The following is a 14003-nucleotide window of genomic DNA, read 5'->3' on the forward strand; positions in this document are numbered from 1 at the left end:
CTGTGGGAGCTGGCTTGCCGGCGATGGGCCGCGAAGCGGCCCCGGCAGGCTCAAGGCTTGGCGACATGCCAGACGTCTTTCACCCCGTCACCGGTCATGTCACCGGCTTTCTTGTCCTTGACGAAGGTGTACAGCGGTTTGCCATCGTAGGCCCACTGCATCGAGCCGTCATCGCGCGTGACATGCGTCCACTTGTCTTTCGGCGCTTCATCATCCTTCTTCACAATCAGTGGCGGCCAGTTCTTGGCGCAATCGGCATTGCACACCGACTTGCCGTTAGCGTCCTTGTCGAAGGTATACAGCGTCATGCCGTCGTGATCGACCCACATGCCGTCCTTCTCCATGGCATGGTGGGCCGACGCCACCCCTGGCAGCGCCAGCGCAGCGAAAAGGGCCATCCAGCTCAGCGTGTGTCGTGTCATTGGAATCACCATAAATTCGGGGGTGGAGAGTGTTCAGGTTGCCGCCGCGGCGGCCCTTTCAAGCCTAGCCCAGTCATGCAATGTCGCCAGAACGGCCAACCCTCTGTCACACAGCTGCAATAATTCCGTTATCTAATGCGGGCCAGACACGATATTCCAGGAGAGGTTTAGAGCATGGTTGGCAGAAACATTCTGATCGTCGACGACGAAGCACCTATTCGCGAGATGATCGCCGTTGCCCTGGAAATGGCCGGCTATGACTGCCTGGAAGCCGAGAACTCGCAGCAGGCCCATGCGATCATCGTCGACCGCAAGCCTGACCTGATCCTGCTCGACTGGATGCTGCCCGGCACCTCCGGCATCGAACTGGCCCGCCGCCTCAAGCGCGATGAGCTGACCGGTGATATTCCGATCATCATGCTCACCGCCAAGGGTGAAGAGGACAACAAGATCCAAGGCCTGGAAGTCGGTGCCGATGACTACATCACCAAGCCGTTTTCGCCACGCGAGCTGGTAGCGCGCCTGAAGGCCGTGCTGCGCCGCACCGGCCCCAGCGACAGCGAAGCGCCGATCGAAGTCGGTGGCCTGCTGCTCGACCCGATCAGCCACCGCGTGACCATCGACGGCAAACCGGCCGAAATGGGCCCCACCGAGTACCGTCTGCTGCAGTTCTTCATGACCCACCAGGAGCGCGCCTACACCCGCGGTCAGTTGCTCGACCAGGTTTGGGGCGGCAACGTCTACGTCGAGGAGCGCACGGTCGACGTGCACATCCGTCGCCTGCGCAAGGCGCTGGGTGAAGCGTATGAAAATCTGGTACAAACCGTCCGGGGCACTGGCTACCGCTTCTCGACCAAAAGCTGATCGAGCACCTGAGCGCAAGCCTGCACGTCGTTGTACAAGGACCGTCAATTGAACCAGAACTGGCACGCGACCCTGATTCGCCACTTGTTGCTGCTGATCACCGTCTGCCTGATTGGCGGCCTGGTCAGCGGCTATTACGGCTGGAGCCTCGCCATCGGCCTGGGCTTCTACCTGGGTTGGACCCTCAAACAGCTGCTGCGCCTGCACGACTGGCTGCGCAACCACAAGCCCGATGAAGCACCGCCCGATGGCTATGGCCTGTGGGGCGAGGTATTCGACAGCATCTACCACCTGCAGCGCCGCGACCAGCGCGTACGCGGCCGCTTGCAGGCGGTGATCGACCGGGTGCAGGAGTCCACCGCCGCCCTGCGTGACGCGGTGATCATGCTCGACAGCGACGGTAACCTGGAGTGGTGGAACCGCGCAGCCGAAACCCTGCTGGGCTTCAAGACCCCACAGGATGGCGGCCAGCCGGTCACCAACCTGGTGCGCCACCCACGCTTCAAGGAATACTTCGAGTCGGAAAACTACGCCGAACCGCTGGAAATCCCCTCCCCGATCAATGACCGCATGCGGGTGCAGCTTCACCTCACCCGCTATGGCAACAACGAGCACCTGATGCTGGTGCGCGATGTCACCCGCATCCATCAGCTCGAGCAGATGCGCAAGGACTTCGTGGCCAACGTCTCGCACGAGCTGCGTACGCCGCTGACGGTGATCAGCGGCTACCTGGAAACCCTGCTGGATAACGTCGAGGACGTGAACCCGCGGTGGAGCCGGGCGCTGCAGCAGATGAGCCAGCAAGGTTCGCGCATGCAAACGCTGCTCAACGACCTGCTGCTGCTGGCCAAGCTGGAAGCCACCGACTACCCCTCGGACAACCAGCCGGTGCCGGTCGATGCGTTGCTGGCCGCGATCAACAACGACGCCCAGGCGCTGTCCGGCCCCCGCAACCAGCGCATTACCCTGGAGACCTCGCCCGGCCTGCGTTTGAAGGGCAGCGAGTCGGAACTGCGCAGCGCGTTCTCCAACCTGGTGTTCAATGCGGTGAAATACACCCAGGACGCCGGCAGCATCCGCATCCGCTGGTGGGCCGACGAACAGGGCGCCCACCTGTCGGTGCAGGACTCGGGGGTCGGTATCGACGCCAAACACCTGCCACGCCTGACCGAACGCTTCTACCGCGTCGACTCCAGCCGAGCCTCCAACACCGGGGGTACCGGGCTGGGGCTGGCGATCGTCAAGCATGTGCTGATGCGCCACCGCGGGCGCCTGGAGATCAGCAGCGTGCCAGGCCACGGCAGCACGTTCACCTGTCACTTCCCGCTGGCACAATTGGCCAACGACAAGGGTTGATGCCAAGGGCCACTTTGCTTTTGTCGCCCCAGCCGCTACATTGGATCCCCTGTGCCAGCAAACGCTGGCACTTTTCTTTCTACCTTTTCTAAGACGGACCCCGTAAAAACTCCATCATGGACCCTTCCCCTGGTATCAGCCTCACCTCGCTCTTCGCCGATTTCGGCATGATCCTTTTTGCCTTGTTCCTGGTGCTGCTCAACGGCTTCTTCGTTGCCGCCGAGTTCGCCATGGTCAAGCTGCGCTCCACGCGCGTCGAGTCCATTGCCGAACAACACGGCTGGCGCGGCAGCATCCTGCGCAAGGTACACAACCAGCTCGACGCCTACCTGTCGGCCTGTCAGCTGGGCATCACCCTCGCCTCGCTGGGCCTTGGCTGGGTCGGTGAACCGGCATTCGCCCACCTGCTCGAACCATTGCTGGCCTATTTCGGGGTCGATACCCCCGAACTGATCAAGGCCGTGTCGTTCTTCGTCGCCTTCTTCGTCATCTCGTACCTGCACATCGTGGTCGGCGAGCTGGCGCCCAAGTCCTGGGCGATCCGCAAGCCCGAGCTGCTGTCGCTGTGGACGGCCGTGCCGCTGTACCTGTTCTACTGGTTGATGTACCCGGCCATCTACCTGCTCAACGCCAGCGCCAACACCATCCTGCGCATTGCTGGCCAGGGCGAGCCAGGCCCGCACCACGAGCACCACTACAGCCGCGAAGAGCTCAAGCTGATCCTGCACTCCAGCCGAGGCCAGGACCCAAGCGACCAGGGCATGCGTGTGCTGGCCTCGGCCGTGGAAATGGGCGAGCTGGAGGTGGTCGACTGGGCCAACTCCCGTGAGGACATGGTCAGCATCGACGCCCATGCACCGCTCAAGGAAATCCTCGCCTTGGTGCGCCGCCACAAGTTCAGCCGCTACCCGCTGTACGACGCCGAGCGTGAAGAGTTCACCGGGCTTCTGCACATCAAGGACCTGCTGCTGGAGCTGGCCGAGCTGGAACACCTGCCGGAAACCGTCGACCTCGAAGACCTGGCCCGTCCGCTGGAGCGCGTGTCGCGGCATATGCCGCTGTCGCAGTTGCTGGAGCAGTTCCGCAAGGGTGGCGCGCACTTCGTGCTGGTCGAGGAAGCCGATGGCAAGGTGATCGGTTACCTGACCATGGAAGACGTGCTGGAAGTGCTGGTGGGTGACATTCAGGACGAGCACCGCAAGACCGAGCGCGGCATCCTCGCCTACCAGCCGGGCAAGCTGCTGGTGCGTGGCGACACGCCGCTGTTCAAGGTCGAGCGCCTGCTAGGCATCGACCTTGACCACATCGAGGCGGAAACCCTGGCCGGGCTGATTTACGAGACCCTCAAGCGCGTGCCTGAAGAAGAGGAAGTGCTGGAGGTCGAGGGCCTGCGCATCATCATCAAGAAGATGAAAGGGCCGAAGATCGTGTTGGCCAAGGTGCTCAAGCTCGATTGACGCAACCGGGCCGCATCGCGGCCCCATGGATAATGCTGGTCAGTGTGCAGGTTTTATGTGCTTGCGGGTCGTCAGGTCCAAACCAACCGCTCGCATCACCGCCAGCATTGTTTTCAAGGTGGGGTTGCCCTTTTCCGAGAACGAACGGTAGAGGTGCTCCCGGGAAACGCCTGCCTCATTCGCTATGGCCGACATTCCCTTAGCGCGAGCGACCACACCAAGAGCCTGCGCGATGTAGGCTGCATCACCCGTTTCGAAAGCGTCCTCCATAAACACGGCGATTGATTCTGCGTCCGTCAGCGCTTCGGCTGGATCATAGTCATAGAACTGTTCTTTCATTCGTCGTCACTCCACTGGCTGGCCAGGGTTTTCGCTGTCTCGATATCGCGTGCCTGGCTGCTCTTGTCTCCACCACACAACAACAATACCAGCTGATGTCCACGCTGCTGGAAATACACGCGGTAACCGGGGCCGTGGTGGATACGCAGTTCACTAATGCCTTGACCCACAGGCTGAACATCACCTAGCAATCCATGCGCCAGACGAAAAATACGTGCGGCGATGACAGCCCTTGCCTGCTTGTCCCGAAGCTTGCGTTCCCAATTCCTGTAGGTGGCAGTTTGTTTGATGCTCTTCATACAGCACTTGTAGCTTATAAATCACACACGAGCAAGTATCCTCAAGGGTTGCCGGCCGTGAAGTCCGGCAGCCCGCCGATCGGCCGGTCGAACTGAAAGGGTATCGACTCCAGCGCCAGCCCGACGTTGCGCTGCACCACGAAGTGCAGGTGTGGCCCGCTGCTGTTGCCGGTATTGCCCGACTTCGCCAGCGCCTGCCCCAACGCCACCTGCTGCCCCTCGGCTACCACTACCGAACCGCGCATCAGGTGCAGGTACACGCCCATGGTGCCGTCCGGGTGCAGAATGCGCACGAAATTGCCTGAGGGGTTGGTGCCTCGCCCGGTCTGGTTGTTCTCGACTTTCACCACCATCCCGCCCCGCGCCGCAATGATCGGTGTGCCTTCCGGCATGGCGATGTCCATGGCGTAACGGCCCTTGGGGCCGAAATGGCTGAAGCGGCCGTTGGGCCCCTGGCTGAGCCGGAACGGCCCGCCTTTCCACGGGAAGGGGTAGCGATAGGCCTGCGAACGCTGGCCAGGGTCGCCCATGGCGTATTGAAAGTTGCTGGCATACTTCAGCGGCCCGCCGGGCGCCGCCAGCACCGAGCTGAGCACCTTGGTAGAGCGCGGCCCGACCACGGCACGTATCAGCCGCGGGCCATTGCCGCCGAAGGCATTGGCCAGCTGGTCGATGCGCAGCTCGACCTGCATGGGCACGTAAAGCTCGTTACGCACCACGAAGCGAACGCCGCCGGGGAACGGCTCGGTCTGCAGGCGCACCTGGCGGTCCAACCGCTCGAACATCGGCTCGCGCAGCTCGAAGGCTTTTGCGCCTGGGCTGGGCCGCTCGGAATAGGACGCCACGCCGAAATTGTCGGTGGTCTTGTAGATGGTCATGCCCAAACTCGACGCCGAGGCCGAAAGCAAGGCACACAAAAGCAGCAAGCGGGCGATGGCGGGCATGATAGTGGCTTTTTGACAGATGACGTTCTGTCGAAGCCTAGCAGCGGGATTTGCGCAGCGGTATGACAGTTGGTCGGATGCCGGCTCCCAGAGGGTAGCCACAGACTTCAGGCCCGCAAGCGCGCCGCATACCCTGTAGGAGCGGCTTCAGCCGCGAAGCAGGCGCCGCGGTGAATGGCACCGGCTTCGCCGGTGTTCGCGGCTGAAGCCGCTCCTACAGGATCCCCGGAAGGCCAGATCAGGCGCCGGGGGTGAAATGCTTCTGCGCCGTACCACGGGCGATCAACCGCGACAGGTAATCGAGCTTCTGCGCATCCTGATCGACGAACTTGAACGTCAGCTGCAACCAGTCGCTGTCAGGCTTAGGCTCCAGCGCTGCCACGGCATGCAGGTAACCATTCAACCGCGCCACCTCGGCGCTCTCGCCCTGCTCCAAGTCGAGCACCGCCCCTTCCAGCACCTGTGGCAGGTTGGCACTGCGACGCACCACCAGCAGCGCCTCCTTGAGGCTCAGGGCCTTGATGACGCAAGGCTGGGTGCCGCTGGACAGGCGCAACTGGCCTTGGCCACGGCCGGACTGTGCAGCAGCGGCTGCAGTCTGCGGCTGCGGAGCGTTGATCAACGGTTTGGCCGCTGCAGGTGCCGCAACCTTGACCGCTTCAGGCTTGCCACCAGTCAGCGCGCTCAAGGAGTCGTTGGCAAATGCCGAGTTGACCCGCGCCGGGCCGCCTGCCATCAGGCTGTCGAGCTTGCCGATCCTGGTCAGGGCCTTTTTTACCTTGGTCAGCAGCTGCTCATTGGTGAACGGCTTGCCGACGAAGTCGGACACGCCGGCCTGGATGGCCTGAATCACGTTCTCCTTGTCGCCACGGCTGGTCACCATGATGAACTGCAGGCTCTTCATCTCTGGCTGCTGACGGCACCAGGTGAGCAGCTCCAGGCCGGACATTTCCGGCATCTCCCAGTCGCACAGCACCAGGTCGAACTGCTCTTTGCCCAACAGGGTCATGGCCTTGCGGCCATTGACCGCGTCTTCGATGACCATGCCGGGGAAGGCATTACGCAGGCACTTCCTTACCAGATCACGAATGAACGGCGCGTCATCCACGACCAGCACATTGACTTTACTCATCGATACTCCTCTTGAACCCGGACTAGCCTACCGTCGATTGGTGGCCATTTGCCAATACCTGGGCCACGCCGGGACTTCTTTGCATCGTTCGCGGGTGCCTGCTGACTGCTCTGGCGCAAACGAAAACGCCCGGCGAAGGCCGGGCGTCGATGCTCGGGAGCAATCTTATTTATCGTCCGGTTCAGCCGGAACATTAGCGATTTCGGCCTCATCCAGCGCAGTACCCTGGACTTCTGCCTTCATGCGCTTGAGGCCCATGTGGCGCACATCGGTGCCGCGAACCAGGTAGATCACCAGCTCGGAGATGTTGCGCGCGTGGTCGCCGATACGCTCCAGCGAACGCAGGGCCCAGATGACGCTCAACACCCGCGAGATCGACCGCGGGTCTTCCATCATGTAGGTCACCAGCTCGCGCAGAGCGGTCTTGTACTCACGGTCGATGGTCTTGTCGTACTGCGCCACCGACAGCGCCAGGTCGGCGTCGAAGCGGGCGAAGGCGTCGAGCGCATCACGCACCATGTTGCGTACCTGGTCGCCGATGTGGCGCACCTCGACGTAACCGCGCGGCGACTCCCCTTCCTCGCACAACTGGATGGCGCGGCGGGCGATCTTGGTCGATTCGTCACCAATGCGCTCCAGGTCGATCACCGACTTGGAGATGCTGATGATCAGCCGCAGGTCGGAGGCCGCCGGCTGGCGACGGGCGAGGATGCGCACGCACTCCTCGTCGATGTTGCGCTCCATCTGGTTGATCTGCTCGTCGACTTCACGCACCTGCTGGGCCAGGCCCGAGTCGGCCTCGATCAGCGCGGTGACCGCGTCGTTGACCTGCTTTTCGACCAGGCCGCCCATGGCCAGAAGGTGGCTGCGCACCTCCTCCAGCTCGGCGTTGAACTGTTGGGAAATATGGTGCGTCAGGCTTTCTTTGTTGATCATCGTTTCGCTCCGCGAAGAAGCTGCAAGCTTCAAGTAGTTCGTATCGTTCCCTGGCCCCCGCTCCCACGGGGAGAGGTGCCTAGCCGTAGCGACCGGTGATGTAGTCTTCGGTCTGCTTCTTCGCCGGGTTGGTGAACAGGGTGTCGGTATCACCGAATTCGACCAGTTTGCCCATGTACATGAAGGCGGTGTAGTCCGAAACACGGGCCGCCTGTTGCATGTTGTGGGTCACGATAACGATGGTGTACTTGGATTTCAGTTCGTAGATCAGCTCTTCGACCTTCAAGGTCGAGATCGGGTCAAGTGCCGAGCAAGGTTCGTCGAGCAGCAGTACTTCAGGCTCCACGGCGATGGTACGGGCAATCACCAGACGCTGCTGCTGGCCACCGGACAGGCCCAGAGCCGAGTCGTGCAGGCGGTCCTTGACCTCGTCCCACAGGGCGGCGCCCTTCAGGGCCCACTCGACGGCCTCGTCGAGCACGCGCTTCTTGTTGATGCCCTGGATCCGCAGGCCGTAGACCACGTTCTCGTAGATGGTCTTGGGGAACGGGTTGGGCTTCTGGAACACCATGCCGACGCGGCGGCGCAGCTCGGCCACGTCCTCGCCCTTGCGGTAGATGTTGTTGCCGTACAGGTTGATGGCGCCTTCAACGCGGCAGCCGTCAACCAGGTCGTTCATGCGGTTGAAGGTACGCAGCAGGGTCGACTTGCCGCAGCCGGACGGGCCGATGAAAGCGGTCACGCGCTGCTTGGGGATATTCAGGCTGACGTCGAACAGGGCTTGCTTGTCGCCATAGAACAGGCTCAGGCCCGGTACTTCGATGGCAACGGTTTCTTCGGCCAGGCGCAGGCTCTGCTTGTCGCGGCCCAGGGCAGACATGTCGATGCCGTGGGTGTGGGATTCTTGCTGCATGGTCAACTCCATACGCTATCAATTCGTTTCAAAGGGCCGCCCGGCTGCGGGCGGCACGCTTGCAAATCAGGCTCAGTGGTCGAGCGCCTTGTACTTCTCGCGCAGGTGGTTACGGATCCACACCGCCGAGAGGTTGAGGGTGGCAATCACCATTACCAGCAGCAGCGCGGTGGCGTACACCAGTGGCCGCGCGGCCTCGACGTTGGGGCTCTGGAAGCCGACGTCGTAGATGTGGAAGCCCAGGTGCATGATCTTCTGGTCCAGGTGCAGGTACGGGTAGTTGCCGTCCAGCGGCAACGACGGCGCCAGCTTCACGACACCCACCAGCATCAGCGGCGCCACTTCACCGGCAGCGCGGGCCACGGCGAGGATCATGCCGGTCATCATCGCCGGGCTGGCCATCGGCAGCACGATCTTCCACAGGGTCTCGGCCTTGGTCGCACCCAGCGCCAGCGAACCCTCACGGACCGTGCGTGGGATGCGCGCCAGGCCTTCTTCGGTGGCCACGATCACCACCGGCACCGCCAGCAGCGCCAGGGTCAGCGATGCCCACAGCAGGCCCGGGGTACCCAGGGTCGGTGCCGGCAGCGATTCAGGGAAGAACAGCCGGTCGATCGAACCACCCAGCACGTAAACGAAGAAGCCCAGGCCGAACACGCCGTAGACGATCGCCGGAACGCCCGCCAGGTTGTTCACGGCGATGCGGATCAGGCGGGTCACCGGGCCTTGCCTGGCGTATTCACGCAGGTAGACCGCGGCCAGTACGCCGAACGGTGTAACGATCACGGCCATGATCAGGGTCATCATCACGGTACCGAAGATCGCCGGGAAGATACCGCCCTCGGTGTTGGCTTCACGCGGGTCGTCGCTGAGGAACTCCCAGACTTTGGCGAAGTAGGTGCCCATCTTGGTCAGCCCGGACATGCCGTTCGGCTGGATGGCATGCACCACCTTGCTCAGGTTGATCTCCACTTCGCGGCCGTTGCCGTCGCGGGCAACCAGGCTGTCGCGGGCGAACGCCTGGTGCAGGCCGCTGAGGCGGTCTTCGATGGCCTTGTAGCGGCTGTTCAGCTCGGCACGCTCGGCGTCCATGTCGGCCTGGGCAGCAGCGTCCAGCTTGCCTTCCAGCTCCAGCTTGCGACCGTGCAGGCGCAGGCGTTCGAGGCCATGGTTGATGGCACCGATGTCTTTCTTCTCGAGCTGCTGCAGTTCGCCGTTGAGTTGGTTGGCGCGCTTGAGGCGGGCTTGCAGCTCATTCCAGGCATCAGCGCCTTGGGCAACGACACGGCCTTCTTCCTTGACGCTGACCAGGTAGCCATAGAAGTTGCCCCACTCGCGGCGCTCCAGGGCGATCAGGTCGGCTGGGTGCTGTTCATCGACCAGCCAGTCGCCGACCACCCAGGTGAAGTCGCTGCCGTTGAGGTCGCGGTTGCCCACCTTGATCAGCTCGCGAGTCATGAACTCCGGGCCTTCGTCCGGTACCGGCAAGCCGGCACCTTTCAGACGGGCGCGGGGCACTTCTTCCTTCTGTACCACTTCACCGACCACGATATGGTCAGCCTGGCCCGGCACCTTGTAGGTTGCCTGGACCAGGTCGGCCGGCCAGAAGTGGCCCAGGCCGCGCACGGCGATCACAGCCAGCAGGCCGACGGTCATGATCACCGCCATGGCCACCGCGCCACCGCTGATCCAGACGCCGGGGGCGCCGCTCTTGAACCAGCCTTTGAGGGAATCCTTTTTCACGGATCTCTACCTTTCTATCAAAGCGACGAGTATTTCTTGCGCAGACGCTGGCGAATCAGCTCGGCCAAGGTGTTCATGACGAAGGTGAACATCAGCAGCACGAGTGCAGCGAGGAACAGCACGCGATAATGGCTGCCGCCGACTTCCGACTCGGGCATCTCGACCGCCACGTTGGCGGCCAGGGTGCGCATGCCTTCGAACAGGTTCATCTCCATCACCGGGGTGTTGCCGGTGGCCATCAGCACGATCATGGTCTCGCCCACTGCACGGCCCATACCGATCATCAGCGCCGAGAAGATACCCGGGCTGGCGGTCAGGATGACCACGCGGGTCAGGGTCTGCCACGGCGTCGCACCCAGGGCCAGGGAGCCCAGGGTCAGGCTGCGCGGCACACTGAACACGGCGTCTTCGGCGATCGAGTAGATGTTCGGGATAACCGCGAAGCCCATGGCGATACCCACTACCAGGGCGTTGCGCTGGTCGTAGGTGATACCCAGGTCGTTGGTGATCCACAGGCGCATGTCACCGCCGAAGAACCAGGTCTCCAGGTACGGGCTCATGGTCAGGGCGAACCAGCCGGTGAACAGGATCACCGGGATCAGGATCGCAGCTTCCCAACCATCCGGCACACGCAGGCGGATCGACTCCGGCAGGCGGCTCCAGATAAAGCCCGCCAGCAGGATGCCGAACGGCATCAGCACGAACAGGCTGAACACACCCGGCAGGTGACCTTCCAGGTACGGTGCCAGGAACAGGCCGGCGAAGAAGCCGAGGATCACCGTCGGCATCGCTTCCATCAGTTCGATCACCGGCTTGACCTTGCGGCGCATGCCCGGGGCCATGAAATAGGCGGTGTAGATCGCAGCGGCAATGGCCAGCGGTGCCGCCAGGATCATCGCGTAGAACGCGGCCTTGAGGGTACCGAAGGTCAGTGGCGACAGGCTCAGCTTGGGCTCGAAGTCGGTGTTCGAAGCGGTCGACTGCCAGACGTACTTGGGCTCGTCGTAGTTCTCGTACCAGACCTTGCCCCACAGTGCGCTGAAGGACACTTCAGGGTGCGGGTTCTTCAGGCTCAACGGCAGCAGCTTGCCACCTTCTTCGATGATGATGCGGTTGGCGCGTGGCGACAGGGCCAGGATGCCAGCCCCTTCGGCAGCCGGCTCCACCAGCAGCGTACGGTGTGCAGTGCTGTGGAACACACCAAGCTTGCCGTCGCTGTCCAGGGCGATGAAGCCCTTGCGGCGCTCTTCGGCATCGATCTGCACAACCGGCGCCTTGCCCATCTGGAAGGTGCGGATCTGCTTGAAGCGCGATTCGCCATCCGGGTCGCGGGCCATGAACCACTGGGCCAGGCCACCTTTGGAGTCACCCACGATCAGCGAGATGCCGCCGACCAGTTGCGCGGTGGCGGTGATCTCGGTGTCGGCGCTCTCGGACAGCTTGTAGCGGCCGTTGAGGCTCTTGTCGCGCAGGCTGAAAACGTCTGCGGTGGCACGGCCGTTGATCACGTACAGCCACTGCTGGCGCGGGTCGATGAAGATGTTCTTCACCGTCTCGGTCATCTGCGGCAGTTCGATGCGGTTCTCTTCGGTGGTGACCTCGTCGGTCATCATGTTCTCGGTGCGCGTCAGCTCGAGCACCTGCAGGTGCGCGCCGGTAGAGCCGGCCAGCAGCAGGGTATCGCCGTTGACGTTGACGCTGACGTGTTCCAGCGCACGGCCTTGGTCATCGAGCACGAAGGGCTCCTGGCCGTACGGGTAGTCGATGCCGGGGGTGATGGTCTTCTTGTTGTCCGGGTAAGTGATCTTGTAGGTGTGGTGGAACACCAGCGCCTTACCGTTGGACAGCCCCAGCACCACCATCGGGCTACCCGGCTGGTCGGTGCTGATCGAACTGACTTGCGTGCCTGCTGGCAGCGGCAGGTCGACACGCTTGAGCTCATTACCGGTCTTGGTATCGAAGAACAGTGCCTGACCCTTGTCCGAAACGCGCATGCCGACCAGGTTCTGCTCTTCAAGGGCGATCATCAGCGGCTTGCCGGCATCCTGCTGCAGCCAGGTCGGCTCCAGTGCCTTCTTGCTGGTCAGCTCGGCGCCCTGGAACAGCGGCAGCACCACGTAAGCCAGATAGAAGAAGATCAGGGTGATGGCTGCCAGCACGGCAAGCCCGCCCACCAGTACATACCAGCGGGTCAGGCGATCCTTCAGAGCGCGCATGCGGCGCTTGCGTTGCAACTCGGGCGTATTGAAATCAATCCGCACGGGAGGGGAATTTTGGGTCATTGTGGAGTTGGCCAGATCATTCATGCGCACACCCTAGCGGTCCCGTATGACAAAAACATGACAGTGCATTGACGCAAAAAAGCCCGCCGCTCAGGAACCCTGGCTTCGGACCGAGAATTCGTGGAGGAGGCCAGCAGCAGTGCCGGCCTCTTCCTCAGTTACTTACTTCTTTGCAACGTTACCGGCGTGGGACAGCCCCAGGTCAGCCAGGGTCTTGTCGACCACCTTGGCCGGCAGCGGGATGTAACCATCCTTCACCACGACCTGCTGGCCAGCTTGCGACAGCACCAGCTTGATGAACTCGGCGTCCAGCGGGGCCAGAGGCTTGTTCGGGGCTTTGTTGACGTAGACGTAGAGGAAGCGCGACAGCGGGTACGAACCGTTCAGGGCGTTGGCTTCGTTGTCTTCGATGAACTCACCGCCTTCTTTCTTGGCCAGGGCCACTGTCTTGACGCTGGCGGTCTTGTAGCCGATGCCCGAGTAGCCGATGCCGTTCAGCGAGGAGCTGATCGACTGCACGACCGAAGCCGAACCAGGCTGTTCGTTGACGTTAGGCTTGAAATCGCCTTTGCACAGGGCTTCTTCCTTGAAGTAGCCGTAGGTGCCCGACACCGAGTTACGGCCGAACAGCTGCACTGGCTTGTTGGCCAGGTCGCCGGTCACGCCCAGGTCACCCCAGGTTTTGACATCGGCCTTGGCGCCGCACAGGCGGGTGGACGAGAAGATCGCATCGACCTGGGCCATGGTCAGGCCTTTGATCGGGTTGTCCTTGTGCACGAATACGGCCAGGGCGTCGACGGCAACCGGGATGGCAGTCGGCTTGTAGCCGTACTTCTGCTCAAACGCCTGCAGCTCGACGTCCTTCATCTTGCGGCTCATCGGGCCGAGGTTGGCGGTGCCTTCGGTCAGCGCGGGTGGCGCGGTGGAGGAGCCGGCAGCCTGGATCTGGATGTTTACGTTTGGATATTCCTTCTTGTAGGCCTCGGCCCACAGAGTCATCAGGTTGGCGAGGGTGTCCGAACCGACGCTGGAGAGGTTGCCCGAAACACCGGTGGTCTTGGTGTAGGTCGGGATTGCTGGGTCGACAGCGGCTACCGCATTGGCGGTTGCTACGCCAGCGGCGGCGAAGGTAAGGGCCGCCATCAAACGCTTCAGTTTCATGCCTTGCTCCTAGCAGGAATATTGGGGGTGTTGGATGGATCGGGCCCAAGTATCTGCAGGCCGCATGAACACGATATGACTTCAATATGACAATTGGATGAAAGGCCATCACCGAATGCCAGAGATGGCCTTTTCAAAATGTTGCTGGGAGAGGC

At 62.3% G+C, this 14003-nt stretch carries 13 protein-coding genes; 3 read left to right on the forward strand and 10 right to left on the reverse strand.

Going from position 1 to position 14003, the window contains the following annotated elements; genetic code table 11:
- Positions 1 to 50: 50 nt before the first annotated feature.
- Positions 51 to 422, reverse strand: coding sequence for a hypothetical protein (locus tag ABEH27_RS05955; protein WP_346612671.1), 372 nt, complete (start codon positions 420 to 422; stop codon positions 51 to 53).
- Between the two features lie 174 nt (positions 423 to 596).
- On the opposite strand from ABEH27_RS05955, the gene phoB reads away from it, so the two are divergent.
- The 3 genes from phoB to ABEH27_RS05970 all read left to right on the forward strand — a co-directional run bounded on the left by phoB (position 597) and on the right by ABEH27_RS05970 (position 4099).
- Positions 597 to 1286, forward strand: a complete 690-nt coding sequence (gene phoB, locus ABEH27_RS05960) for a phosphate regulon transcriptional regulator PhoB (RefSeq protein ID WP_003253341.1) — start codon at positions 597 to 599, stop codon at positions 1284 to 1286.
- A 48-nt stretch (positions 1287 to 1334) separates the two neighbouring features.
- On the forward strand, positions 1335 to 2642 hold the full coding sequence (gene phoR / locus ABEH27_RS05965; protein ID WP_346612672.1) for a phosphate regulon sensor histidine kinase PhoR: 1308 nt from the start codon (positions 1335 to 1337) through the stop codon (positions 2640 to 2642).
- A 116-nt stretch (positions 2643 to 2758) separates the two neighbouring features.
- Positions 2759 to 4099 (forward strand): hemolysin family protein, encoded by a 1341-nt coding sequence (locus ABEH27_RS05970; protein ID WP_346612673.1) that lies wholly within the window; start codon positions 2759 to 2761, stop codon positions 4097 to 4099.
- A 39-nt stretch (positions 4100 to 4138) separates the two neighbouring features.
- Here the strand turns inward: ABEH27_RS05970 and ABEH27_RS05975 are convergent, their stop codons facing one another.
- The 9 genes from ABEH27_RS05975 to ABEH27_RS06015 form a co-directional block, all read right to left on the reverse strand.
- Positions 4139 to 4438 (reverse strand): addiction module antidote protein, encoded by a 300-nt coding sequence (locus ABEH27_RS05975; protein ID WP_346612674.1) that lies wholly within the window; start codon positions 4436 to 4438, stop codon positions 4139 to 4141.
- Positions 4435 to 4737 (reverse strand): type II toxin-antitoxin system RelE/ParE family toxin, encoded by a 303-nt coding sequence (locus tag ABEH27_RS05980; protein ID WP_346612675.1) that lies wholly within the window; start codon positions 4735 to 4737, stop codon positions 4435 to 4437. The genes ABEH27_RS05975 and ABEH27_RS05980 overlap by 4 nt, the downstream gene beginning before the upstream one ends.
- Positions 4738 to 4778: 41 nt before the next feature.
- A complete protein-coding gene (locus ABEH27_RS05985; protein WP_346612676.1) occupies positions 4779 to 5681 on the reverse strand; it encodes a M23 family metallopeptidase in 903 nt (300 codons plus the stop codon).
- Positions 5682 to 5919: 238 nt separating this feature from the next.
- On the reverse strand, positions 5920 to 6813 hold the full coding sequence (locus ABEH27_RS05990) for a response regulator (RefSeq protein ID WP_346612677.1): 894 nt from the start codon (positions 6811 to 6813) through the stop codon (positions 5920 to 5922).
- A 165-nt stretch (positions 6814 to 6978) separates the two neighbouring features.
- Positions 6979 to 7749 (reverse strand): phosphate signaling complex protein PhoU, encoded by a 771-nt coding sequence (phoU, locus tag ABEH27_RS05995; RefSeq protein WP_346612678.1) that lies wholly within the window; start codon positions 7747 to 7749, stop codon positions 6979 to 6981.
- Between the two features lie 79 nt (positions 7750 to 7828).
- Positions 7829 to 8662, reverse strand: coding sequence for a phosphate ABC transporter ATP-binding protein PstB (gene pstB / locus ABEH27_RS06000; protein ID WP_346612679.1), 834 nt, complete (start codon positions 8660 to 8662; stop codon positions 7829 to 7831).
- 72 nt (positions 8663 to 8734) lie between these two features.
- Positions 8735 to 10405, reverse strand: coding sequence for a phosphate ABC transporter permease PstA (gene pstA, locus ABEH27_RS06005; protein ID WP_346612680.1), 1671 nt, complete (start codon positions 10403 to 10405; stop codon positions 8735 to 8737).
- Positions 10406 to 10422: 17 nt separating this feature from the next.
- On the reverse strand, positions 10423 to 12711 hold the full coding sequence (locus ABEH27_RS06010) for a phosphate ABC transporter permease (protein WP_346612681.1): 2289 nt from the start codon (positions 12709 to 12711) through the stop codon (positions 10423 to 10425).
- A gap of 138 nt (positions 12712 to 12849) precedes the next feature.
- Positions 12850 to 13848, reverse strand: coding sequence for a phosphate ABC transporter substrate-binding protein PstS (locus ABEH27_RS06015; protein ID WP_346612682.1), 999 nt, complete (start codon positions 13846 to 13848; stop codon positions 12850 to 12852).
- Positions 13849 to 14003: the final 155 nt, after the last annotated feature.

The sequence above is a fragment of the Pseudomonas sp. P39-UII1 genome (assembly GCF_039672635.1).
Taxonomy (GTDB): Bacteria; Pseudomonadota; Gammaproteobacteria; order Pseudomonadales; family Pseudomonadaceae; genus Aquipseudomonas.

Excerpts from the sequence above, each read along its gene's own strand:
- ABEH27_RS05955 (WP_346612671.1), bottom strand. The coding sequence starts at position 422 with ATGACACGACACACGCTGAGCTGGATGGCCCTTTTCGCTGCGCTGGCG.
- phoB (WP_003253341.1), top strand. The coding sequence starts at position 597 with ATGGTTGGCAGAAACATTCTGATCGTCGACGACGAAGCACCTATTCGC.
- ABEH27_RS05970 (WP_346612673.1), top strand. The coding sequence starts at position 2,759 with ATGGACCCTTCCCCTGGTATCAGCCTCACCTCGCTCTTCGCCGATTTC.
- ABEH27_RS05975 (WP_346612674.1), bottom strand. The coding sequence starts at position 4,438 with ATGAAAGAACAGTTCTATGACTATGATCCAGCCGAAGCGCTGACGGAC.
- ABEH27_RS05980 (WP_346612675.1), bottom strand. The coding sequence starts at position 4,737 with ATGAAGAGCATCAAACAAACTGCCACCTACAGGAATTGGGAACGCAAG.
- ABEH27_RS05985 (WP_346612676.1), bottom strand. The coding sequence starts at position 5,681 with ATGCCCGCCATCGCCCGCTTGCTGCTTTTGTGTGCCTTGCTTTCGGCC.
- ABEH27_RS05990 (WP_346612677.1), bottom strand. The coding sequence starts at position 6,813 with ATGAGTAAAGTCAATGTGCTGGTCGTGGATGACGCGCCGTTCATTCGT.
- phoU (WP_346612678.1), bottom strand. The coding sequence starts at position 7,749 with ATGATCAACAAAGAAAGCCTGACGCACCATATTTCCCAACAGTTCAAC.
- pstB (WP_346612679.1), bottom strand. The coding sequence starts at position 8,662 with ATGCAGCAAGAATCCCACACCCACGGCATCGACATGTCTGCCCTGGGC.
- ABEH27_RS06010 (WP_346612681.1), bottom strand. The coding sequence starts at position 12,711 with ATGAATGATCTGGCCAACTCCACAATGACCCAAAATTCCCCTCCCGTG.
- ABEH27_RS06015 (WP_346612682.1), bottom strand. The coding sequence starts at position 13,848 with ATGAAACTGAAGCGTTTGATGGCGGCCCTTACCTTCGCCGCCGCTGGC.